The sequence below is a fragment of the Leisingera sp. ABM4_101 genome (assembly GCF_056158725.1).
Map to the genome: position 1 here is coordinate 2,412,562 of NZ_JBSWTV010000002.1, position 19,880 is coordinate 2,432,441.

At 61.7% G+C, this 19,880-nt stretch carries 25 protein-coding genes; 11 read left to right on the forward strand and 14 right to left on the reverse strand.

The genetic code is table 11. The features are described 5' to 3' along the window. Positions 1-20: 20 nt before the first annotated feature. Together ACXAEK_RS12890 and ACXAEK_RS12895 are read right to left on the reverse strand one after the other, a co-directional pair. Positions 21-434, reverse strand: coding sequence for a hypothetical protein (locus tag ACXAEK_RS12890; protein WP_475042446.1), 414 nt, complete (start codon positions 432-434; stop codon positions 21-23). A gap of 14 nt (positions 435-448) precedes the next feature. Continuing rightward, the gene (locus ACXAEK_RS12895; protein WP_475042447.1) at positions 449-1,651 is read right to left on the reverse strand and encodes a pyridoxal phosphate-dependent aminotransferase; all 1,203 of its coding nucleotides are present in this window, start codon (positions 1,649-1,651) and stop codon (positions 449-451) included. Positions 1,652-1,747: 96 nt separating this feature from the next. Here ACXAEK_RS12895 and ACXAEK_RS12900 point away from each other — a divergent pair, with 96 nt between their 5' ends. The 3 genes from ACXAEK_RS12900 (at position 1,748) to ACXAEK_RS12910 (ending at position 3,005) form a co-directional block, all read left to right on the forward strand. Beyond that, positions 1,748-2,164 carry a helix-turn-helix domain-containing protein gene (locus ACXAEK_RS12900; RefSeq protein WP_475042448.1) on the forward strand — a complete coding sequence of 139 codons (417 nt, stop codon included), beginning with the start codon at positions 1,748-1,750 and terminating at the stop codon, positions 2,162-2,164. Between the two features lie 9 nt (positions 2,165-2,173). Then, positions 2,174-2,431, forward strand: coding sequence for a succinate dehydrogenase assembly factor 2 (locus ACXAEK_RS12905; protein WP_475042450.1), 258 nt, complete (start codon positions 2,174-2,176; stop codon positions 2,429-2,431). 76 nt (positions 2,432-2,507) lie between these two features. Then, positions 2,508-3,005: a MarR family winged helix-turn-helix transcriptional regulator gene (locus ACXAEK_RS12910; RefSeq protein WP_475042452.1), complete on the forward strand. Its 498-nt coding sequence runs from the start codon at positions 2,508-2,510 to the stop codon at positions 3,003-3,005. Between the two features lie 542 nt (positions 3,006-3,547). On the opposite strand, the gene ACXAEK_RS12915 is transcribed toward ACXAEK_RS12910, so the two are convergent. The 3 genes from ACXAEK_RS12915 to ACXAEK_RS12925 form a co-directional block, all read right to left on the reverse strand. Further along, a complete protein-coding gene (locus ACXAEK_RS12915) occupies positions 3,548-3,976 on the reverse strand; it encodes a VOC family protein (protein WP_475042454.1) in 429 nt (142 codons plus the stop codon). Positions 3,977-4,046: 70 nt separating this feature from the next. Next, positions 4,047-5,450, reverse strand: a complete 1,404-nt coding sequence (locus ACXAEK_RS12920) for a surface lipoprotein assembly modifier (protein ID WP_475042456.1) — start codon at positions 5,448-5,450, stop codon at positions 4,047-4,049. Between the two features lie 6 nt (positions 5,451-5,456). Further along, positions 5,457-6,509 carry a hypothetical protein gene (locus ACXAEK_RS12925; protein ID WP_475042457.1) on the reverse strand — a complete coding sequence of 351 codons (1,053 nt, stop codon included), beginning with the start codon at positions 6,507-6,509 and terminating at the stop codon, positions 5,457-5,459. A gap of 251 nt (positions 6,510-6,760) precedes the next feature. Between ACXAEK_RS12925 and ACXAEK_RS12930 the strand changes: the two genes are divergently transcribed. Continuing rightward, positions 6,761-7,594 carry a thymidylate synthase gene (locus ACXAEK_RS12930; protein ID WP_475042459.1) on the forward strand — a complete coding sequence of 278 codons (834 nt, stop codon included), beginning with the start codon at positions 6,761-6,763 and terminating at the stop codon, positions 7,592-7,594. 18 nt (positions 7,595-7,612) lie between these two features. Continuing rightward, complete coding sequence (locus ACXAEK_RS12935) at positions 7,613-8,092, forward strand: dihydrofolate reductase (RefSeq protein ID WP_475042460.1); 480 nt, start codon at positions 7,613-7,615, stop codon at positions 8,090-8,092. A 57-nt stretch (positions 8,093-8,149) separates the two neighbouring features. On the opposite strand, the gene ACXAEK_RS12940 is transcribed toward ACXAEK_RS12935, so the two are convergent. Continuing rightward, positions 8,150-8,356, reverse strand: coding sequence for a cold-shock protein (locus ACXAEK_RS12940; protein ID WP_475042462.1), 207 nt, complete (start codon positions 8,354-8,356; stop codon positions 8,150-8,152). 188 nt (positions 8,357-8,544) lie between these two features. On the opposite strand from ACXAEK_RS12940, the gene ACXAEK_RS12945 reads away from it, so the two are divergent. Beyond that, positions 8,545-8,862 carry an ArsC/Spx/MgsR family protein gene (locus ACXAEK_RS12945; protein ID WP_475042463.1) on the forward strand — a complete coding sequence of 106 codons (318 nt, stop codon included), beginning with the start codon at positions 8,545-8,547 and terminating at the stop codon, positions 8,860-8,862. Between the two features lie 42 nt (positions 8,863-8,904). After that, complete coding sequence (locus tag ACXAEK_RS12950; RefSeq protein WP_475042465.1) at positions 8,905-9,273, forward strand: hypothetical protein; 369 nt, start codon at positions 8,905-8,907, stop codon at positions 9,271-9,273. Between the two features lie 69 nt (positions 9,274-9,342). Here the strand turns inward: ACXAEK_RS12950 and ACXAEK_RS12955 are convergent, their stop codons facing one another. From ACXAEK_RS12955 to thrS, 5 genes are all read right to left on the reverse strand, one after another. Then, on the reverse strand, positions 9,343-9,906 hold the full coding sequence (locus ACXAEK_RS12955) for a DoxX family protein (protein ID WP_475042467.1): 564 nt from the start codon (positions 9,904-9,906) through the stop codon (positions 9,343-9,345). A gap of 4 nt (positions 9,907-9,910) precedes the next feature. Beyond that, on the reverse strand, positions 9,911-10,666 hold the full coding sequence (locus ACXAEK_RS12960; RefSeq protein ID WP_475042469.1) for an HvfC/BufC N-terminal domain-containing protein: 756 nt from the start codon (positions 10,664-10,666) through the stop codon (positions 9,911-9,913). Then, positions 10,663-11,517 carry an MNIO family bufferin maturase gene (gene bufB / locus ACXAEK_RS12965; protein ID WP_475042472.1) on the reverse strand — a complete coding sequence of 285 codons (855 nt, stop codon included), beginning with the start codon at positions 11,515-11,517 and terminating at the stop codon, positions 10,663-10,665. The genes ACXAEK_RS12960 and bufB overlap by 4 nt, the downstream gene beginning before the upstream one ends. Before the next feature lie 68 nt (positions 11,518-11,585). Continuing rightward, positions 11,586-11,891 (reverse strand): BufA1 family periplasmic bufferin-type metallophore, encoded by a 306-nt coding sequence (locus ACXAEK_RS12970; protein ID WP_475042473.1) that lies wholly within the window; start codon positions 11,889-11,891, stop codon positions 11,586-11,588. A gap of 232 nt (positions 11,892-12,123) precedes the next feature. Next, entirely contained in the window at positions 12,124-14,070 is a 1,947-nt protein-coding gene (gene thrS, locus ACXAEK_RS12975; protein ID WP_475042474.1) for a threonine--tRNA ligase, read from the reverse strand. Positions 14,071-14,349: 279 nt separating this feature from the next. Here thrS and ACXAEK_RS12980 point away from each other — a divergent pair, with 279 nt between their 5' ends. Further along, the gene (locus tag ACXAEK_RS12980) at positions 14,350-14,598 is read left to right on the forward strand and encodes a hypothetical protein (protein ID WP_475042476.1); all 249 of its coding nucleotides are present in this window, start codon (positions 14,350-14,352) and stop codon (positions 14,596-14,598) included. Positions 14,599-14,674: 76 nt separating this feature from the next. Here the strand turns inward: ACXAEK_RS12980 and ACXAEK_RS12985 are convergent, their stop codons facing one another. Then, positions 14,675-15,679 (reverse strand): Lnb N-terminal periplasmic domain-containing protein, encoded by a 1,005-nt coding sequence (locus tag ACXAEK_RS12985; RefSeq protein WP_475042477.1) that lies wholly within the window; start codon positions 15,677-15,679, stop codon positions 14,675-14,677. 130 nt (positions 15,680-15,809) lie between these two features. On the opposite strand from ACXAEK_RS12985, the gene ACXAEK_RS12990 reads away from it, so the two are divergent. The 3 genes from ACXAEK_RS12990 to ACXAEK_RS13000 all read left to right on the forward strand — a co-directional run bounded on the left by ACXAEK_RS12990 (position 15,810) and on the right by ACXAEK_RS13000 (position 18,013). Next, positions 15,810-16,559: an alpha/beta hydrolase gene (locus tag ACXAEK_RS12990; RefSeq protein ID WP_475042479.1), complete on the forward strand. Its 750-nt coding sequence runs from the start codon at positions 15,810-15,812 to the stop codon at positions 16,557-16,559. A gap of 139 nt (positions 16,560-16,698) precedes the next feature. Continuing rightward, positions 16,699-17,124, forward strand: coding sequence for a VOC family protein (locus ACXAEK_RS12995; RefSeq protein ID WP_475042481.1), 426 nt, complete (start codon positions 16,699-16,701; stop codon positions 17,122-17,124). Between the two features lie 121 nt (positions 17,125-17,245). Then, positions 17,246-18,013, forward strand: coding sequence for an alpha/beta fold hydrolase (locus ACXAEK_RS13000; protein ID WP_475042482.1), 768 nt, complete (start codon positions 17,246-17,248; stop codon positions 18,011-18,013). Here the strand turns inward: ACXAEK_RS13000 and ACXAEK_RS13005 are convergent. Both ACXAEK_RS13005 and phaZ read right to left on the reverse strand, forming a co-directional pair. After that, on the reverse strand, positions 18,004-18,576 hold the full coding sequence (locus ACXAEK_RS13005) for a DUF6151 family protein (RefSeq protein ID WP_475042484.1): 573 nt from the start codon (positions 18,574-18,576) through the stop codon (positions 18,004-18,006). The genes ACXAEK_RS13000 and ACXAEK_RS13005 overlap by 10 nt on opposite strands. A gap of 4 nt (positions 18,577-18,580) precedes the next feature. Next, positions 18,581-19,858, reverse strand: coding sequence for a polyhydroxyalkanoate depolymerase (phaZ, locus tag ACXAEK_RS13010; RefSeq protein WP_475042485.1), 1,278 nt, complete (start codon positions 19,856-19,858; stop codon positions 18,581-18,583). Positions 19,859-19,880 lie beyond the last annotated feature (22 nt).

Genomic DNA, 19,880 nt, shown 5'->3' on the forward strand with positions numbered 1-19,880 from the left:
GTTTCCTGCTGGCTGGCAGGTTAGGTGCCGCCCCGATCCTTCATCAGCCGGTCGGCCTTTCGGCGCACCAACACCCCGCGCAGGTCGTGCATGGCGAGCAGCAGCGCGTCGGTGACTTCTTCCAGCTGTTCATCGGTGGCGCGGCTGTTGGCCCATTGGGCGGTCAGGTTCAAATGGTCGATGGCACGGTGGATGTCGTCAATGTCGCGCGCGGCCAGAATGGCGGCGCGGCTTTCCATCCAGGATTTGATCTCGGAAATGTCCTGGGCAGACAGCTCGCGCTGGCCATGAGGCTTGATCTCGCCGTTGCGGATGTTCACCACGGCGATCTGGTCCATCTCGATCCGCCGCTGGCGGTTTTCGGTATCGACGCGGAAGACAAAAGCGCCGTTTTCACGGACGCGGAAATAATAGTCCGGCAATTCGGCGCTCATGCCTTGTCTCCCGATTAAGTCAGTGCGGCGCAGAATTTCTGGATGCGGCTGCAGGCCGTCTCCAGCGCCTCGTCGGAGGTAGCGTAGCTGACACGGAAGTTCGGCGACAAGCCGAATGCGGCGCCAAAGACCACTGCAACTTCAGCCTCTTCCAGCAGCGCGGTTGCGAAATCCTCGTCTGTTTCGATCACCTTGCCCGCGGGCGTGGTCTTGCCGATCAGCCCGGCGATGGAGGGGTAGACATAGAATGCGCCCTCAGGCACCGGGCAGGAGATACCGTCGATTTCGTTCAGCATGGAAACCACCAGGTTGCGGCGGCGCACGAACTTTTCGTTGTTGGGCGCGAGGAAGGCTTGCGTGCCGTTCAAGGCCTCAACCGCGGCCCATTGGCTGACCGAGCAGGGGTTTGAGGTGGACTGCGACTGCACCTTGCGCATGGCAGCAATCAGCTTCTCCGGGCCTGCGGCGTAACCGATGCGCCAGCCGGTCATTGCATAGGCTTTGGACACACCATTGCAGGTGAGGGTGCGCTCGTAAAGCTGCGGCTCGACCTGGGCGGGGGTGCAGAATTCGAACCCGTCATATGCCAGGTGCTCATACATGTCGTCGGTCATCACCCAGACATGCGGGTGGCGCAGCAGCACCTCGGTCAGCGCCTTCAGCTCTTCCCAGCTGTAGCCCGCGCCGGTGGGGTTGGAGGGCGAGTTGAAGATGAACCATTTGGTTTTGGGTGTGATCGCGGCCTCGAGCTGGTCCGCAGTCAGCTTAAAATTGGTCTGTAGCGAGGTTTCCGCAATCACCGGCGTGCCGCCTGCCAGCAGCACCATGTCGGGGTAGGAAACCCAATAGGGCGCTGGGATCACCACCTCGTCGCCGGCGTTCAGAGTCGCCATCAACGCATTGTACAGCGTTTGCTTGCCGCCGGTGCCGACGGAGACCTGCGCGGGCGTGTAGTCCAGCCCGTGGTCGCGCTTCATCTTGGCGCAGACCGCTTGCTTCAGCTCGGGGATGCCATCGGGGGCGGTGTATTTGGTCTTGCCTGCCGCGATGGCGGCGACGGCCGCGTCCTTGATGTTCTGCGGCGTGTCAAAGTCCGGCTCACCGGCGGAGAGTCCGATGACGTCGCGGCCGGCGGCCTTGAGTTCGGCGGCTTTTGCCGTCATCGCAATGGTTGGTGACGGTTTGACGCGGGATAGGGTCTCGGACAGGAAAGACATTGGCTGTGCCCCGGTTTGTATGTTCTGCGGAACTGTCATAGGGTGACGCCAAACAGCGATCAAGCTGCATTGGCAAATTGAGTTAGGAGAACGGACATGAGTGAGCAGAACACAGACTGGTACGGCCCGGATGCAGCAACTTTCGGCGACCGTGTCGCGGCTGCACGCGAAGCTGCCGGAATGACCCAGGGCCAGCTGGCACGGCGGCTCGGGATCAAGAAATCCACTCTTAGCGCCTGGGAGCGCGATCTGGCTGAACCCCGCGCCAATAAGCTGACCATGCTGGCCGGCGTCTTGAACGTGTCGATGTCCTGGCTGCTGACCGGTGAAGGTGAAGGCATGTCGGAACCGGCGCCGCTGGAACTGGAAGCCGGTGACTTTACAAGTGTTTTGAATGAGTTGCGTGACTTACGCAGCGAAATGCGCCAGAATGCTGAGCGGGCTGCGCGGCTGGAAAAGAAACTGCGGACCCTGCTTCAGGTCAATGACGCTCCGGCATCGGAACCGGCCTGAGGGCATCGGATGCAGGAAGACCGCGCCACCCGGCTGAAACGGCTGCAGATGCGCTCAATGCGCAGGGGTATCAAGGAAATGGATATCCTGCTGTCGGCTTTTGCATCGCAGAATCTGGCACAGATGGATGATGCGCAGCTGGATCTTTATGACCAGCTGCTGCATGAAAATGACCAGGATCTGTATCAGTGGGTGACCGGCCAGGCGGAGCCGCAGGAGCGGTTCCGTGCACTGGTCGGCGACATAGCGCAAACCTACCAAAAATAATAAAATCCCGGCTTAACTGATTTTTCGGGAATTGTTGGCATCTTGCCTCAAGAGCAAATTCGAGTTGGAGATGCGAATGAGTATGGAAATGCCAATCGGCCAGACTGACCGCAAGGGATTTATGACTGGCTACCTGGAGGCGCTGGGTCTGCTTGAGCGCCTTCACCGTCTGCTGCTGGACGTCATCAAGGATGAGTTCGAACGTGTCGGCGTGCTGGAGATCAATGCGGTCCAGGCACTGCTGCTGTTTAACATCGGTGACAATGAAGTGACCGCCGGGGAACTGAAGACCCGCGGCTACTATCAGGGCAGCAATGTCAGCTATAACCTGAAAAAACTGGTCGAGATGGGCTATATGCACCATCAGCGCTGTGAGATCGACCGCCGCTCGGTCCGGGTCCGGCTGACCCAGCGCGGCCGCGAGATCCGCGATATTGTGTCAGCGCTGTTTTCCCGCCATGCCGAAGGGCTGGAAGGCAAGGATGTGATCTCCTCCCAGGGCATCGACGAGATCACCACCGCGCTGAAGCGGATGGAACGGTACTGGTCGGATCAGATCCGCTACATTTACTGACGGGCCGGGCCGGGGATTCCCGGCAGGCAAAGGCCGCATTGGGCCGGTGAACGCCGGCAGGCCGAAAGACAGGGCGTGAGGGGAAACCGTGCTCTGACCGTATTGAAGGGCAAAGCGCCGGGACCCGGAAACCAGGGCCACGGCAGAGGGCCGCAGAAGTGGCCGCCCTTGCTGCCGGCTGACCGCGCCCGGCGGCGGATCAGCGTCCTGAGGCAGGGGACTCCTGCAGGCGCGAAGCGTGCGGCATATATGTTGCGGGCCGTTCGCCCAGCCACCGGCGGCACCAAGGGGTGCCAGGCCGGTTTTGGCGTTTCTGCAGTTGGGCCGGGCAAATGCGCTGTCGGCGCCCTGCGGCGGCTGAAACCCGGAAGCGGGTGGGGGTGCGGTGGCCGGGCTTCGGTGGTTGCCTTAGCGGCACAGGCGGCACAGGCGGCACAGGCGGCCTGAGCGAGCACCACAGGCCTGAGCGTGGACCACAGGCCTGTGAAAACTACAAGGACACAGGCACGCGCCCTGATTGCGCGCGGCCAGCAGGGATGGGATTACCAGCTGCCGGTGTTTTCCATGCTGACCCAGGGTTCTGCCGGGGGCAGGGCATTGCCGTTTTGCAACAGCTCGATCGAGACATTGTCGGGCGAGCGCACAAAAGCCATGCGCCCGTCGCGCGGCGGCCGGTTGATGGTGACGCCATTGTCCATCAGGTGCTGGCAGGCGGCATAGATATCATCCACGCCATAGGCGAGATGCCCGAAGTGGCGGCTGTCGCTGGGCAGCCCCTCGTCGCCGTCCCAGTTATAGGTCAGCTCGATCGGGGCGTCTTCCTGGCCCGGGGGCGCCAAGAAGATCAGGCTGAAGCGGCCCTGCTCATTGTCCCAACGGCGGGTCTCCTGCAGGCCCAAAAGCTTGTAGAACGCCATGGATTTTTCCAGATCCTTCACCCGGACCATCGTGTGCAGATATGTGAGCGGCATCGGCGATTCCTTTGCTTGTCCGTTTCCGCGCCAGCCTACCGTGCCCGCAGGGGATGTCGAGCAAGCGGCATCAGAAAGCCGATTGAATGCCGAAGTTCACCCCGTAGCGGTGCGATTCATAAAGACCGATATTGCTGTCATTCTTGGAGGCGGACAGGCGGAGGGTCGGGTTGAAACCGTAATAGTCGATGTCCCGGAACAGGAGCGAGATATCGGCGCTGTAACGGCGGTCGTGCCGGCCGTCGGGGCTGTGGCGCGAGACATCGTAGTCGCGGTCACGGGCAGAGAGGCCAAACAGGACTGTTGCTCCTAGAACCGGTTTGGCAAGCGTTAGCTGGGTGCTGAGCCCGGCTTCGGAAAACTCGTCCGATGCGGTGCTGGCGGTGGCCTGCGCCAGGGTGAGGCCGCTCCAGAGCGTGGCGCCGGAGCCAAGTTTGAAGCTGTAGGACAGATCGCCGCGCCAGGTGTCCTGGTCGCTGGTCCTGACGCCGAACTGCCGTTCCGTGGATAGGCGGGCGCTGACCCTGCGCTGATTTTCCAGCTTGTAGCTTTGCGCGGCGGACAGCCGCAGGAAACGGGTGTATTCATCGCCGCCGTACCAGCTTTGCCCGGCCTGGCCGGACAGGCGGTATTCGCCCAAACGGTTAAAATTCAAACCCTTGTGCGCATAACCCAGCGAGTAGGAAACATAGGAAAAGTCGCTGCCCTTGGCGTCGGGCGCCTGGGCCTTGGCCTCGGATGACAGCGTGTAGGTGCGCAGGTCGGCGGCAAAGGTCAGGTCGTGGGCGCGGGTCGGGGTCTCGCGGAACCGGAACCGGGAGCGGGAGCTGAAGGAATATTCGATGCCGGACAGGGCCCGCTGGGTGCCGCCAAGCTGGAATTCAACGGGTTCGCCCAGCAGCACCTCTGTCAGCTGGTAATTCAGGAAGGAGGACCGTTCCGAAGAGCCGTTGTTGATGTTGGATTCCGGTGCAACCGAAAAGGAAAACCGGTGCAGCCAGGGGCTGGCCGCGCGGACATAGCGGAAATCGCGGATGGCAACCCGCTCCAGATGCTTGTTGGGGGCGTGCTGGACGGCCCGGCGCAGCCAGAATTTCGCCAGCGTCTTTTGCCCGCCGGAAGACAGCGCCTGCGCCATCACCATCGAGGCAGCGTACTTCTGGCTGTCGTTCTGCGCCAGTTTCCAGGCTTGCCGCGCCGAAAGCCGCGCGTCGCGGAAATTGCCCAGGGAGCGGGCCGAACGCGACTTGATCAGCAGGGCCGTACGGTCCTGCGGGTCGCGCTGCAACAGCGCCTCGGAGAATTTGTAGGCAATCCCGCTGTGGCCCTGTTTGAGCGCTGCGGCGGCAGCGGTGCGGACTTCTGCGGGGGTTGCGGTTTCCTGGCCGGAAGCAGCCGCCAGAGCCAGCGGCGGCGCTGCCATCAGCAACGCCGCCAGAAAGCTCTTGCGCCAGCCATTAAGCGAAGCGCGCATCGGACGTCATTCGTTGTTGTAAACGATGAAACCGCCGGTCTCGCGCACTTCGGTGCCTGCCGGATCCAGAGTGTTTGTCACAACAACAATACCTGTGATTTCCTCAGCATTGTCACCCGAGACCAGGGCGTAGTAATTGCCGCTCTCATAGACCTGCAAGTTGCCGTCGTCGTCGGGGTAGTAGCTGTTCAGCGTGCCGAGGATTTCACCATTGTCATCCAGGTTTCCGGGGCCGACATCGAAAGTCAGGGTCGGGATTTCGGTGAGACTCAGCCCGTTTTCCGTATTGATGCGGTTCAGGACATCATTGGTGATATGGGTGCCGTCGGTGTCGAAGATCAAGCGGTTGCTGATCCGGCCCGAAATTGCATCGCCGCGGGTTCCGGTGGTGTCGTTGAAGTCGTCAAAATCGATGGCGATCCGGATGTCGCCGGTGGTGTACTCCAGGCCGCCGGAGCCTTTGAAATCGCGCACTCCGGCCAGGGTGCCGTTATAGACGGCCTGGCCGCTGTCCGGCAGGGTAACGCTGTTGTCGCGCTGGTAGACAAAGCCGCCAAAGCCATAGTCGACATAAGCACCGGTGCGGACAATGGCGAATTGGCTGTTGCCAGAGGTGCTGACACCATAGATCGCGCGGTGAGTAAACTGATTGATGATTTCACCGTCAACAATGTCCGGGAATTGCGCGTCCGCCTCGTAGACCGCGAAGGGGCCGAGGCTGCTGACGGCGGTGCCGCGGGCATAAGTGTTGTCGCCATCAAAACCGAGATTGTCGACCGAGAAGGTGTCGTCGTCGGAATTGTAGGAGATATTGGACGCAAAGCCGTCGCCGCGCTCGCCGCCGTCCGCCTCTGTCGGCTCGGATCGGAAAATGGCCTGATCGGGCGTCGGGGACGGGGTTCCTGGAGGAATGCCGTCGCGGGTGATCGGCGTTCCCGGATCGGTTCCGGGATCGGTGCCCGGGTCCGTGCCGGTGTCGTCTTCGGTAACAAAGGGATTGCCCCCGCCGCATGCGGACAGCGCGGTGACCACCGCGAGCCCTAGCCAATAGCGCCTCATCTGCCTTTACCTCAATATGTTTTATCGTTTTGCGCCACCTTCCTCCGGCGCGGGGGTGTTGTCAATTGAGCAGATGGCTTTTGCGTGCAACCGTGGCGGATCGGATACCTGCATATAGGTTTGTTTTGCGCAGGTTTGCGCATATGTAGTATGATGGCGAAGGGCCCTGGGGTGATTTTTCCTCTTGGCGCCTGACAGCACAGCCGCTATTCCGGGGGTGAATTTCCGCAGCAGGCCAGGGGGAGAGATCCATGCAGCAGTATTTGGATCAGCTACGCCATATTCTGGATCATGGCGAACCATCCGGAGACAGGACCGGCACAGGCACGCTTAGCTGTTTCGGGATGCAGGCGCGCTACTGCCTGGCTGACGGGTTTCCTTTGGTGACCACCAAGAAGCTGCATCTGCGCTCGATCATCCATGAACTGCTGTGGTTTCTGTCCGGCGATACCAATATCCGCTACCTGAAGGAAAACGGGGTTTCGATCTGGGACGAATGGGCGGATGAAAACGGTGACCTGGGGCCGGTCTATGGCCGCCAGTGGCGCCAATTTCCTAAGCTGGAACTGGCAGAGGGCACCCTGGGCGACGAGCCGCTCTACCGCGCAGGAAGTGTCGATCAGATCGCGGATCTGGTGGAGATGATCCGCAAGAGCCCTGACAGCCGGCGCCTGATCGTCTCGGCCTGGAACCCGGGCGACGTGCCGGACATGGCGCTGCCGCCCTGCCACACGCTGTGGCAAGTGCGGGTGGCGGGCGGCAAGATGCATCTGCAGCTGTATCAGCGCTCGGCGGACATGTTCCTGGGCGTGCCGTTCAATATTGCCTCCTATTCGCTGCTGCTGGCGATGCTGGCGCATGTGACCGGCTATGAGGCCGGTGATTTCGTGCATACGATGGGCGATGCGCATATCTATTCGAACCATGTAGAGCAGGTGCAGCTGCAGCTGTCGCGCAAACCGAAACCGCTGCCGCAGTTGCGGATCAAGCGGCAGGTGAATTCGATTTTCGATTTCAAGTTCGAGGATTTTGAGATCCTCAGTTACGACCCTGACCCGGTGATCAAGGCGCCGGTGGCGGTTTAGGAAGCAAGGACAACAGGCATGATTACCCTGATCGCTGCGCGGGCGCGCAACGGTGCCATTGGCAAGGATAATGATATTCCATGGTTTGCGCCGGAAGATTTGAAGGCGTTTCAGCGCGAGACCCTGGGCGGGGCCATCATCATGGGCCGCAACACCTGGGACAGCCTGCCGGTGAAGCCGCTGAAAAACCGGCTGAACCTGGTGGTGTCGTCGAACCCGCAAGCGGCAGAGATTGTGCTGCCCTCAATTGAGGCGGCGGTGCAGGAGGCCTATGCCCAAGGGTACCGGCGTGTTTATGGCATCGGCGGCGAGGGGATTTACCGGGGGATGCTGGACATGGCGGACCGGCTGCTGGTTACTGAGGTCAGCCTGACCGTCGAAGACGCAGATGCCTTTTTCCCGGACTTCCAGGCAAGCAACTGGATCATGGCCGGAGAGACGATGCTTCGCGAAAGCGATCCGGCTTGCGTCATGGTGGAGTATCTGCGGCGCACCTAGCTTGGCTTGCCAAAGCCTGCGCCCAGGGAAATCCGGGCGCAGCGCAGAATTGAAAGATTAAATCGCTTTGAGGTCTGCAGCCATTTTCCGGCCATCGCGGCCTTCGGTCAGCTCGTAGTCGATTTTCATATTGTCGGCGAGACCGGTCATGCCCGACCGCTCCACCGCGGAAATGTGCACAAACACATCCTTGCCGCCTTCATCGGGTTCAATAAACCCGTACCCTTTGGTGGTGTTGAACCACTTCACGGTGCCGCTTGGCATTTCCCGTGTCTCCTTCTACTTTGCACTTTGCCTTGGGGTTTCCCAAGCCATCCGGCCTGTTCCCTGTCTGAATTGAGCAGGGCGAGGCCGGACAACTTAGAGTTTTACACGGGCTGGCCGAAAATCAAGAGAAACCGGTGAATTCTACCATAAATTGTGTGAATGCTGCTGTGGAGGACAGAAGAGCGATGAAGATATACGGGCTGAAGAACTGCGATACCTGCCGTAAGGCACTGAAAAAAATTGAAAACTCAACATTGGTCGATATCCGCACGGATGGTATGCCAGAGGGGCTGCTCGAGGCGGCCCTGGCCCGGTTCGGGGACAAGCTGGTGAACACCCGTTCTACCACCTGGCGGGGTCTCAGCGAGGCGGAGCGGGCTGGCACGCCGCTGGCGCTGCTGCGTGACCATCCGGCACTGATGAAGCGGCCGCTGATTGAGCGCGACGGGGAATTATTCCTTGGGTGGGATCAGAACACGCGGTCTGCCCTTGGCGCGGATTGAGGCTGCGCTTATGTCGGTGCCTCAGGTGTTGGGAGACAGTTAATGCGCAATGCGGCCCTTGTTCTAGGAATTATCGCCGGGATCTTTGGCATGGTGGTTGGGTTCTTCGGCTATGGCTACACCGCTGCGGTTGAGCATTTCGGTGAGGTTGAAGGGCTGGCAGAGCAGGTCGCCAATGTAGAACGGCTGCGGCTGCTGGCGGTGCTGTCACCGCTGCTGGCGATTGCCGGTGGTGCGATGGCGCGGGCGCGAGCGCTGTGGGGCGGCATCCTGCTATTGGGTTCGGCTGCAGGGATGTATGCGGGCTTTGGTCTCAACGTCTTTACCATCTTCCCGCTGAGCTTTGCCGCCGCGGGCGGGTTTATGGCGCTGGCAGCAGGCCAGCCGGATGAGCCCAAGGCGCATTTCTGAGCGCGGGCAGAAGAAAAGGCGCCGCTGCCAGGGGCAGGGCGCCTTTGACTTTTGCGGCTTCGCCCAGTGTCAGGCGACGGCAGGCTCCATCCGGCGGCGCAGCAGCGCATCGGCGGACAGGGCGCCGGCCCCTTTCACGACCAGATAGGCCAGAACAAAGATCCAGAACAGGCGCTGGTCCATGATCACGCTGTCGGGGAAGCGGTCGAACAGGGCGCCCAGGGTCTTGGTGTCAGTGGCGCCATGGCCGACCACGTCGGTCAGCGACTGAACGACAACAAAGCCGATCATGCCGAGCGATGCCAGGCGGGTAAACAGGCCGATGACGATCAGCAGCGGCAGGATGAATTCCGCATATGTGCCGGCCATGACCACGGCCCATTGGAAGATGCCGAATTGGGAAACGTCATAGCCCGCGGCCTCCAGCTGTTTCGGAAAGATCTGGCTATAGGCACCGATCGACGGGCTGAACAGGCCGAGGAGGCCATCACCCAGCTTGGTCAGGCCTGAGTTCCAATAGTAAAGCAGCAGCGTGGACGCGAAGACAAAGCGTGCGGCCAGCGGCATCAGCCAGTCTCCGGCCTTTTCCACCAGGCCGAATACTGTGTTGTGAATGGAGACGAGTGCGTGCATGGTCTTACCCTTTGCTGTCCAGTCCTGTTATTGCGCCGCCCTGCAACAGCAGGGCCAGCGTGGCACCCAGGTCGAAGGTTTCGTATTTGGCGGTTGCCAGCTCCAGGGCTTCGCCGATGGTGGCGCCCGCCATCAGGGCGCTGATCCAGTCCGCGCCGCCGGGCGGCAAGACCAGGGGGATGGGGTCGAAATCGGGCCGGGTGATCAGCACGTCCTGCGCCTGTGCCTGGGGCTTGGGCGCGCCGTCTTCGGTGTTGTACAGCCACAGTGCATGGATCGGCCAGGGCGAGCGCAGCACCTGCACAGCGGGCGCCAGCGTCAGGCGTGTGTTCATCACTTCATCCGGCGGCAGGGCGCCGAGTTCTTCAGGTGCAATCGGGGCTGCGTCGGCGGCGTGGTAGGCGCGGCGCAGGGCTAGCTCCAGCCGGGCGGTGTCGCCGAGATAGCCCAGATGCTTGAGCTGCTCCATGCCTTCCAGGAAGTCCGGAAAATGTTCGCCGTAGAACATCATCAGCGGCGAGGACGGCGGGTGCTGGCGCAGGTAGATACCGGCCAGCCCGTCCATGTTCTGTTTGCCAAGGAGCTTGGCGATCACCGGAAATGCGCTGTGCATTGCCTCAGTCAGCGACACGGCGACGTTGTTTCGGTAGACGCTGAAGCGGCGGCCGGCAGGCTGTGCCAGGTGATCGGTCAGCCCAACCGGCACCGCTTGGCCCGCATCCATCATGGCGCGGGTGAATTCTGCCTGGGTGACGCTCATGCCGGGACGCGCTCCAGCGCGGTTGCGGCGCGGGCGGCCTCGGCCTCCAGCACCGGCCAGTCGGGGACGTCGTTGTCCCATTCGATCAGCACCGGCTTTGGGCCGGATTGCGCCAGCGTGTAGTCCAAGAGCGCCCAGACCGGGGCGACCACCTCGCGCCCGTGGCTGTCGATCAGCAGCGGGCGGCCGTGGTCGTCCTCATCCTCGTCATGGCCGCCCAGGTGGATTTCGCCGACCTTTTCCAGCGGGAAGGCGTCGATATAGCCCTGCGGCGAGAAATCCAGGTTGGTGGCAGAGACAAAGACGTTGTTCACGTCCAAAAGCAGCCCGCAGCCGGTGCGGCGGGCGATTTCGGCAAGGAACTCCGGTTCCGACCAGGTGCTTTCAGCAAAGGCGAGATAGCTGGAGGGGTTTTCCAGCAGCATCCGGCGGCCAATGGTGTCTTGCAGCTGATCAATGTGGCTGCAGATACGCTGCAGGCTGGCATCCGTATAGGGCAGCGGCAGCAGGTCATTGTAGAAATGGCTGTCGTGGGTGGACCAGGCCAGATGTTCAGAAAATCTGGCGGGGTTCAGCCAGGAGACCAGATGCTTGAGCCGGGCCAGGTGGTCAGCATCCAAGGGGCCTTCGCCACCGATGGAGAGACCGACGCCATGCACCGACATGGCAAAGCGTTCGGAGAGATGGTGCAGCTGCGCGATTGGGCGGCCGCCGTCCCCCATGTAGTTTTCTGCGTGTATTTCCAGCCATTTGACGCTGCCTGGATCAGCGGTGATCTGGGCAAAATGCTGCGGCTTGTAGCCAACGCCGGGGGCGGCGGGCAGTTTGTCATGTGCAGCGGCGTCAAGCATGGCAGGTCCTGTATCAGGGTGCAAAGGGGGCGGGAATTGACACTCCCGCCCCCGGATTCTAACGGCAGTTATGCCGGTAGGTCACGCTCCAGCGGCTCCAGCGAACCGCTGCGTGCGGAGCCGTCTGCCTGTGCCGGCAGTTCCAGGCCTTCGCAGGTGCCTGCGTCAACCAGAGTCCAGGCGTTACCCTGGTAGTCTACGGTCGAGGTGCCGGCGCAAGTGGTGCCGGGACCCGCGGCGCAGTCGTTCTGGCCCGCCAGCGACACGCCATAGCACTTTTCCTTGGTGCCAGCGGCGGCGGGGATGGTGGAAGCTGCGGTCAGAGCTGCGGCAACGGCACCAGCAACGGCCAGAGATTTTGCGGTGTTCGACATCTCGTAAATTCCTTTCGGTTTTAGCATGCGGTGTCGTGATGACATGGAAACACTAACCCGAGGTTTTCAGGAATTTAAGTCACGAGGCCGTGTCTCACATCTGCGTCAGCTTATGTGACCGGAAGTAGCAGCGAAAAGAGGTGCAAAGGTATGTTTTTAAGGGGATTTGCGCGGGTTTGAAACAAAACGGCCCCCGGGTGGGGGCCGTTTACGGTGATTTGGCTTTGAATTGTTACAGAAGATCCGGCGGGGTGGCCTCAACCGCCAGCGCCTTTGTAACATTTTCGAGGCTCTCGACCTTGGTCTGCTTTTCGCCAAGACGGCGCACAGAGACGGTGCGCTCTTCCACTTCGCGGTGGCCGACGGCGAGAATGACTGGAACCTTGCCCACCGAATGCTCGCGGACCTTGTAGTTGATCTTCTCGTTACGGACGTCGGCCTCAGCGCGGACGCCTGCCTTTTTCAGTTCTGCCACAACCTCTTGCACGTAATCATCCGCGTCGGAGGTGATTGAGGCGACCACCACCTGCCGCGGCGCCAGCCAGAACGGCAGCTTGCCTGCGTGTTCCTCGATCAGGATACCGATGAAACGCTCGAAACTGCCGAGGGTGGCGCGGTGCAGCATGACCGGGCGGTGCTTGGCGCCATCAGCACCGATATAAGTGGCATCCAGACGTTCCGGCAGGACAAAGTCCACCTGCAGCGTGCCGCACTGCCAGTCGCGGCCGATGGCGTCGGTCAGCACGAATTCCAGCTTGGGGCCATAGAAGGCACCTTCGCCCGGGTTCAGTTCATATTCGCAGCCTGCCGCTTCGGTTGCGGCCTTCAGCGCCGCCTCAGACTTGTCCCAGACCTCGTCAGAGCCGGAGCGCTTCTCCGGGCGGTCGGAGAATTTGACCGAGAATTTCTCAAATCCGAGATCCTTATAGATCTCCGACAGGAAGTCGATGAACTTCTTGGTTTCCGCCTCAATCTGGTCTTCGGCGCAGAAGATATGCGCGTCGTCCTGGGTAAAGCCGCGCACCCGCATGATGCCGTGCAGCGCGCCCGAGGGCTCATAGCGGTTGCAGGAGCCGAATTCGGCCATGCGCAGCGGCAGATCGCGGTAGGATTTGAGGCCCTGATTGAAGATCTGCACGTGGCAGGGGCAGTTCATTGGCTTCAGCGCGTTCACAGCCTTTTCGCGGGCGTGCTCTTCGTCGACTTCGACGATGAACATGTTTTCCTGGTATTTTTCCCAGTGGCCCGAAGCCTCCCACAGCTTGCGGTCGACCACCTGCGGGGTGTTCACCTCGACATAGCCGCCCTTTTCCTGCTGGCGGCGCATGTAGTCCTGCAGCTGAGTGTAGACTTTCCAGCCGTTCGGGTGCCAGAAGATTTGGCCCGGCGCCTCTTCCTGCATGTGGAACAGGTCCATCTCGCGGCCCAGCTTGCGGTGGTCGCGCTTGGCGGCCTCTTCCAGCATGGTGAGATGCGCCTTGAGCTTCTCCTTGCCGGTGAAGGCAACGCCGTAGATCCGCTGCAGCATGGCGCGGGAGCTGTCGCCGCGCCAGTAGGCGCCGGCGATCGACATCAGCTTGAACGCATCGCCCGGCAGCTGGCCGGTGTGCTGCAGGTGCGGGCCGCGGCAGAGGTCCTGCCAGTCGCCGTGCCAGTACATCCTGAGCGGCTCATCACCCGGGATGCTTTCGATCAGCTCGACCTTATAGGGCTCGTTGTTGTCGGTGTAATGCTGGATCGCGCGGTCGCGTTCCCACACCTCGGTCCGGACCTCATCACGCTTGTTGATGATTTCCTTCATCTTTTTCTCGATGGCGCCGAGGTCTTCGGGGGTGAAAGGCTCAGCCCGGTCGAAGTCATAGTACCAGCCGTTCTCGATCACCGGGCCGATGGTGACCTTGGTGTCGGGCCAGATTTCCTGCACCGCGCGCGCCATGACGTGCGCCAGGTCGTGGCGGATCAGCTCATTGGCCTGAACTTCGTCCTTCATGGTGTGGATGGCGATGGTGGCGTCGCCGTCGATCGGCCACTGCAAGTCCCAGTGCTGATCGTTGACGGTGGCGGAGATGGCCTTCTTGGCCAGCGAGGTGGAAATGCTGGAAGCCACCTGCGCGGGCGTGACGCCTGCGTCATAGGATCGTGCATTGCCATCGGGGAAGGTGAGAGAGATTTCGGCCATCTAAAGGCTCTCCTCGTCGGTTTGGCGCCCACAGAACGCCCGGTTGCGGGTATGTGTTTGGTCTGCGCGTTTTGCTGCCAATGCAGGGGCAAGTCAAGACGGCTTTGCATGCGGTTGTAATTGCGCAGGAATTTCCGATTGTGTGCCTATGCATGCGATTGCACATATGTGTATACCGGCAAGTAATTGAAAAATAACAAAAAAATAGTTGATATGGCTGACGATCCGGAGCAGGTTGGCGGAAACCCTAGACCCAATGGACATACCAGGAGTGTTCCGATGAGCCGCCCGAACCCGAACTTTGACCTGACGGTTGAAGATGTGGATCTGATAGAAACCGCGCTGTGCCAGTCGCAAAAGATCCTTTCGCAGCGGCATCTGTCGTATGAGCATGGCGCGCATATCGAAGGCGGGGTGAACCAAGAGAAGGCTGTGCGCACCAGCGAGACCCTGACCCGGATCCAGAACCTGCTGGGCCGCTTGCAGATGCAGAAGGCCGGCGGGGCCCCGGTTGCCGGGTTGTCCTGATCCGCTGCCAGGCAAGCAAAGGGCCGGCCCCTCGCGCTCCCCGGGATATCTTCAGCCAGATGGGAGGGATCCTGGGTTACCGGGCTGGTGACGGGACCCCTTCGCGGATCATTGCTGAGTAGTCAGGTGTCACGCCGTGCGCCTGCGCTATCGGCGTGATGCTGCCAAGCGCGCGCAGGTCGGCGACACTGCGGCTCTGGTCCAGGACGCCCTGTTCCCATGCGTATTCCGGCAGGTAACCATTGACCAGCAGGCGCCAGTCCAGCGGGACCTCGTCAGCGAAGCTGCGGATAAGCCCCATCACCACGGTGGTGCAATTGGTGGTGAGCGAATTGTACCACTGCGGGCGGGCTGCCAGGCTGTTGGCGGTTTCGACATATTGCAGCAGCAAGGCGCGCGCGGTATCTGGGCTGACACCGATGCGAAACAGCTGCACATCCTCGCCGCGGGCATTGGTGCGGGTGCCGACCAGATCACGCTCATCCGCGGCGATCAAAACCAGCGTGTTGGATTTGAACAGATCAGCAATTGGAGAGAAGCCGCCGCCCAGCTGCCGCCGCACCTCGACCGACCAGGCGATATGCCGCCCGTCTTCAAAGCCGAAGCTGACGATCATATGCGCCATTTGCGGCCCGGCCCAGTAGGACATGAACAGGTCGGTGGAGCGCAGCGTGGTCAGGTCATAGCTGCGGGTCTCCCAGTCTTCGGTAAAGATCTCTGGCGTTTCCCAGGCGAAGTTGCGCACATTGGCAAGGGTCAGGATGTCGCCGTCCAGCTGGCCGGTGACCTGCCTGGCGACATCGGGGGACCATGCGCGTTCGGCAGGCGGAGCCAGGGTGGACCACCACAGGATCACGGCCGCCAGGGCCAGGGTGAAGGTGGTGAGCGCGCGCAAAGCCCGGCGCCGGAACAGCCCGGAAATCACGGTCAGTCCCAGCAAAGCGAACCCGCCTGCCAGGGCGGCACGGGGCCAGATGCTGAAAGGCAGCCGGTACCACAGGGCCAGCACTGCCCAGGTTGCAGCCAGGGCCACGGCCAGGATGGCGGTGGCAATCACAATGCCCTTGATCAGTCTGAACATACCCCGGTCCCCTTAGAATTTTGGCGGACCATAAGGAGGGTGGCGGGGGGCTTGCAAGCAGGCAGTGCTGCCGCTTGCGGGGCAGGCGCAGCCGTGCCACATCTTGGGAAAAGGACAGGAGACCAAAGACATGCCCGCCACATCCTTCATCGAGACCGCCCAAGGCCGCCGGATTGCCTATCACAAGAGCGAGGGGCAGGGGCCGTGCGTGGTGTTCCTGGGCGGGCTGAAGTCCGACATGGAGGGCACCAAGGCCGTGCATCTGGAGGCCTGGGCCAAGGCGCGCGGCCAGGCGTTTCTGCGGTTTGACTATTCCGGGCACGGCGAAAGCTCCGGTACGTTTGAGGACGGCTGCATCGGCGACTGGCATGAGGACACGCTGGAGGCTGTCGCACAGCTGACAGAGGGCGGGATCGTTCCGGTGGGCTCGTCGATGGGCGGCTGGCAAGCGCTGCTGCTGGCGCGGGAGATGCCTGAGCGGATCAAGGGCATGGTGACCATCGCCGCGGCGCCGGATTTCACCGAGGATGGCTATTGGGCCAATTTCTCGGATGCGCAGAAGGCGCTGCTGGATTCCCAGGGTTATGTGAAACTGCCGAGCGATTACATGGAGCCCTACCATATCTCTAAGCGGATGATTGAGGATGGGCGCAAGCGGCTAGTGCTGCGCACACCGCTGTTTCTGCCGTTCAAGACACGCTGCCTGCAGGGAACCGCGGATACGGCGGTCTCTACCGAAACCGCGCTGCGGCTGATGGATCATGCGACTTGCCCGGACATGCGGCTCAATCTTGTGAAAGATGCGGACCACAGGTTCTCGGACGAAGCTTGCCTGAAGATGATTGAAGACGCGGTATTGGACGTGCTGGGCGGCGCCTGAGCTACCAGCTGGTGCCACGGGGGAGGTGTTGGCGTATTTATGTTCTTGCATTGTTCCTGTTGGGGCGAGCCGGTAAGATTGCGCAGGCGGCAGCTGCCGCCAGCAAGCTGAAATTTATAACCGCAAGAGGATTTCGAGAATGGAGCAGAGGGTAAGCCTAATCACGCTGGGCGTGCCGGATATGGACCAAGCTGCGGGTTTTTACGAGGCCTTGGGCTGGCAGCGGGCGGAGAGTCCGGACGGTGTGATTGCCTTTGACCTGATCTCACAGACGCTGGGGCTGTATCCGTTGGCGGCGCTTGCGGCGGAGATGGGGATGGAGGAGCAGCAGCTGGGAACTGGTGCGGTGACGCTGAGCCAAAACACCCGCAGCAAGGACGAGGTGGCGCAGCTGCTGGCAGCGGCAAAGGATGCCGGGGCGGAGATTCTGAAACCTGCGCAGGATGTGTTCTGGGGCGGCCATCACGGTTATTTCCGCAGCCCCTGCGGGCATATCTGGGAGATCGCCTTTAACCCGTTTTCACCTTTGGCAGAGGATGGCGCGTTCCGCTGGAACGGGTACTGAGCGTGGCGGCACGGCGGCATTGGATTTGTAAAATGCCTGCGTTGAAAGGTTTTTCTTGATCCCGGCCTTTGCCGCCCGCAGAGTTGACCCACGGGTGGGAGGCAAACCGCGAGGGCAGGATATGCCTTATGACCAGCAACCGTGCCGCGAACCCCTGGTTCTGCTGCCGGGCATGATGTGCGACGGCCGGATTTTCTATGCTCAGGTCAGGACGTTCTCTGGCAGTATGCCGGTGATGGTGCTGCCGCTGGCGGGCGGCGACACGGTGGAGAAGATCGCCGCGCGGATGCTGAGCCACCTGCCGCCGCGCTTTGCCCTGGCGGGATTTTCGATGGGCGGCATTCTGGCGATGGAACTGGTGCGGCGGGCCCCGGAACGGGTCAGCCGGTTGTGCATCATTGGAGCCAGCCCGCTGGCCGAGACACCGGATCAGGCTGCCAGCCGGGAGCCGCAGATCGTTGCCGCGCGCGCCGGACGGCTGGAGGACGTGCTGGGGGAGACCATGCCGGCGGAAGCGCTGGCGCCCGGTCCTTTGCGGCTGGAGGTGCACAAGCTTTTCTGCCGGATGGGATTGGAGTTGGGGCCGGAGATGTATGTGGCGCAGGCGCGTGCCCTGCAGCGGCGGCCGGATCAGCAGGCCACGATGCGGCGGGTGCATGTGCCCACGCTGGTTCTAGGCGGCGAGCATGATACTCTGGTGACGCCGGCAAAATTGGACCTGCTGGCGCAGCTGATTCCCGGGGCACGGCTGGAAATCCTGCCGGATGCAGGGCATTTCACAGTACTGGAGCAGCCGGATGCCGTGAACCGCGCGCTGCTGCATTGGCTGGCTGAACCTGTTGCCGGCCCCACGCCTGCATCTTCGCCTGCGCTGTGCGCTCAGGGATAGAGCTTTGCGCGCTCCGTTTTGCTGATCAGCTGAGGCTCTGCCACTGGTTTGCCGGTTTCGGCATCAAAAAACGGCGTGTCCTTCCACCGGCCTGACAGCCGCGCGGTGATCATCCGGCTGATGATGCCCCAGGCCATAACGCCACCGCCCTTGGTGCGGGACTGCTTGCCAGGGGCAGGGAGGAAGGCCTTGGCGCGGATTTTGCCCAAGGCGCCTGGGTCCTGAAACAGGTCAGACCGCAGGCCAGCAAAGGGGAGGCCGGGCTTGGCCAGCGTATTGGCAAAGGGGGTGCCGCAGCAGGATGCATACCAGCGCAGCGGCCCGCGGGGGCCGAGGCGGACCGCCCTCAGATGTTCTGCGCCTTCTATGATGGTTATGGTGTCCGGCGACAGTTGGAACAGGTCGACCGGATCTGGCGCTGGATCCGGCTGGCCGTGGTACAGCTCATTGGCGCGGCAGTCGGCGCAAAAACAGACAACCCGGGTGCCGGTCTTGATACCATGCGCGGAAACTTCGCCGCGCAAGGACCCGCAATTGCAGGAAAACGCCAGCCCTTCCGCCATGCGGTCAGGCCGCGGTGTTCTTGTTCGCGGGCTTGCGGCGAGCCGGTTTCTTGCGGCTGTTGGCATTCATGAAGTCGATCACCAGCGGGCGGATATTGTTGCGCCAGCTGCGGCCCGCAAAGATGCCGTAATGGCCGGCGCCCGGCTCCACATGGCTGGCTTTCTTGCTTTCCGGCAGACCGGTGCAGAGGTCCAGCGCGGCAATACATTGACCAGGGGCGGAGATGTCGTCCTTGGCGCCTTCGACGGTTTTCACCGCCACATCGGTGATCTTGGAGAAATCCACCTTGTGGCCCTTCACGACGAAGTCGTTGCGGGCGATCTCGCGGTTCTTGAAGATGCGCTCGACCGTCGACAGGTAGAATTCCGCGGTCATGTCCATCACCGCAAGATATTCGTCGTAGAAGCGGTTGTGGGCGTCATGGTCCGAGGCCTCGCCCTTGGAGACCCGCTGGATCTGATCGACAAAAGCCTTGGAGTGGCGTTCGCCGTTCATCGACATGAAGGACGCCAGCTGCAAGAGGCCCGGATAGACTTTGCGGCCGACGCCCTTGTACTTGTAGCCGACTCGCTGGATCATGGTTTCCTCCAGCTGGCCCATAGTGACGCGGCGGCCGAAGTCGGTGACTTCGGTAGGGGTGGCGTCCGGGTCCACCGGACCACCGATCAGTGTCAACGAGGAGGGCTGCGCCTTAGGGTCTTGTTCCGCCAGGTAGGCGGTGGCGGCCAGGGTCAGCGGCACCGGCTGGCAGACCGCGACCACATGGATATCGGGACCCAGCTCGCGCATGAAATCCACGAGGTAGAGGGTATAGTCCTCCACGTCGAATTTGCCCGCAGAAACAGGGATGTCGCGGGCGTTGTGCCAGTCCGTCACATAGACTTCACAATTCCTGATCAGACTTTGCACGGTGGACCGCAGGAGGGTGGCGTAATGGCCGGACATCGGGGCAACCAGCAGCACCTTGCGGGGCTGTTCCTCGCGTCCGCTGACCTTGAAATGGATGAGATCGCCAAAGGGGCGCTCTACCACATTGGTGATTTCAACAACATGGTCCTTGCCGTCCTCGCAGGTGAAGGAGGGGATGCCCCAGTCGGGTTTCACCACCATGCGCTGGTAGGTACGTTCCGTCACTTCGCCCCAGGCGGCCATCCAGCTGAGGGCAGGGTTTGGCAAGGCCGAAAAGACCGGGTAAGATGCCATGGAGAGGGCCGTGGCGCCCAGCCATTGGTTGGTGTTCCGGACGGTCTCCATCAGATCGTAGGTCATCATGTACCGCATGCCTGCCTCCTTCGCGCTCCGT

What these genes read in the sequence shown, in the direction of transcription:
- ACXAEK_RS12890 (WP_475042446.1), bottom strand. Translation starts at nt 434, where the DNA reads ATGAGCGCCGAATTGCCGGACTATTATTTCCGCGTCCGTGAAAACGGC.
- ACXAEK_RS12895 (WP_475042447.1), bottom strand. Translation starts at nt 1,651, where the DNA reads ATGTCTTTCCTGTCCGAGACCCTATCCCGCGTCAAACCGTCACCAACC.
- ACXAEK_RS12900 (WP_475042448.1), top strand. Translation starts at nt 1,748, where the DNA reads ATGAGTGAGCAGAACACAGACTGGTACGGCCCGGATGCAGCAACTTTC.
- ACXAEK_RS12905 (WP_475042450.1), top strand. Translation starts at nt 2,174, where the DNA reads ATGCAGGAAGACCGCGCCACCCGGCTGAAACGGCTGCAGATGCGCTCA.
- ACXAEK_RS12910 (WP_475042452.1), top strand. Translation starts at nt 2,508, where the DNA reads ATGAGTATGGAAATGCCAATCGGCCAGACTGACCGCAAGGGATTTATG.
- ACXAEK_RS12915 (WP_475042454.1), bottom strand. Translation starts at nt 3,976, where the DNA reads ATGCCGCTCACATATCTGCACACGATGGTCCGGGTGAAGGATCTGGAA.
- ACXAEK_RS12920 (WP_475042456.1), bottom strand. Translation starts at nt 5,450, where the DNA reads ATGCGCGCTTCGCTTAATGGCTGGCGCAAGAGCTTTCTGGCGGCGTTG.
- ACXAEK_RS12925 (WP_475042457.1), bottom strand. Translation starts at nt 6,509, where the DNA reads ATGAGGCGCTATTGGCTAGGGCTCGCGGTGGTCACCGCGCTGTCCGCA.
- ACXAEK_RS12930 (WP_475042459.1), top strand. Translation starts at nt 6,761, where the DNA reads ATGCAGCAGTATTTGGATCAGCTACGCCATATTCTGGATCATGGCGAA.
- ACXAEK_RS12935 (WP_475042460.1), top strand. Translation starts at nt 7,613, where the DNA reads ATGATTACCCTGATCGCTGCGCGGGCGCGCAACGGTGCCATTGGCAAG.
- ACXAEK_RS12940 (WP_475042462.1), bottom strand. Translation starts at nt 8,356, where the DNA reads ATGCCAAGCGGCACCGTGAAGTGGTTCAACACCACCAAAGGGTACGGG.
- ACXAEK_RS12945 (WP_475042463.1), top strand. Translation starts at nt 8,545, where the DNA reads ATGAAGATATACGGGCTGAAGAACTGCGATACCTGCCGTAAGGCACTG.
- ACXAEK_RS12950 (WP_475042465.1), top strand. Translation starts at nt 8,905, where the DNA reads ATGCGCAATGCGGCCCTTGTTCTAGGAATTATCGCCGGGATCTTTGGC.
- ACXAEK_RS12955 (WP_475042467.1), bottom strand. Translation starts at nt 9,906, where the DNA reads ATGCACGCACTCGTCTCCATTCACAACACAGTATTCGGCCTGGTGGAA.
- ACXAEK_RS12960 (WP_475042469.1), bottom strand. Translation starts at nt 10,666, where the DNA reads ATGAGCGTCACCCAGGCAGAATTCACCCGCGCCATGATGGATGCGGGC.
- bufB (WP_475042472.1), bottom strand. Translation starts at nt 11,517, where the DNA reads ATGCTTGACGCCGCTGCACATGACAAACTGCCCGCCGCCCCCGGCGTT.
- ACXAEK_RS12970 (WP_475042473.1), bottom strand. Translation starts at nt 11,891, where the DNA reads ATGTCGAACACCGCAAAATCTCTGGCCGTTGCTGGTGCCGTTGCCGCA.
- thrS (WP_475042474.1), bottom strand. Translation starts at nt 14,070, where the DNA reads ATGGCCGAAATCTCTCTCACCTTCCCCGATGGCAATGCACGATCCTAT.
- ACXAEK_RS12980 (WP_475042476.1), top strand. Translation starts at nt 14,350, where the DNA reads ATGAGCCGCCCGAACCCGAACTTTGACCTGACGGTTGAAGATGTGGAT.
- ACXAEK_RS12985 (WP_475042477.1), bottom strand. Translation starts at nt 15,679, where the DNA reads ATGTTCAGACTGATCAAGGGCATTGTGATTGCCACCGCCATCCTGGCC.
- ACXAEK_RS12990 (WP_475042479.1), top strand. Translation starts at nt 15,810, where the DNA reads ATGCCCGCCACATCCTTCATCGAGACCGCCCAAGGCCGCCGGATTGCC.
- ACXAEK_RS12995 (WP_475042481.1), top strand. Translation starts at nt 16,699, where the DNA reads ATGGAGCAGAGGGTAAGCCTAATCACGCTGGGCGTGCCGGATATGGAC.
- ACXAEK_RS13000 (WP_475042482.1), top strand. Translation starts at nt 17,246, where the DNA reads ATGCCTTATGACCAGCAACCGTGCCGCGAACCCCTGGTTCTGCTGCCG.
- ACXAEK_RS13005 (WP_475042484.1), bottom strand. Translation starts at nt 18,576, where the DNA reads ATGGCGGAAGGGCTGGCGTTTTCCTGCAATTGCGGGTCCTTGCGCGGC.
- phaZ (WP_475042485.1), bottom strand. Translation starts at nt 19,858, where the DNA reads ATGCGGTACATGATGACCTACGATCTGATGGAGACCGTCCGGAACACC.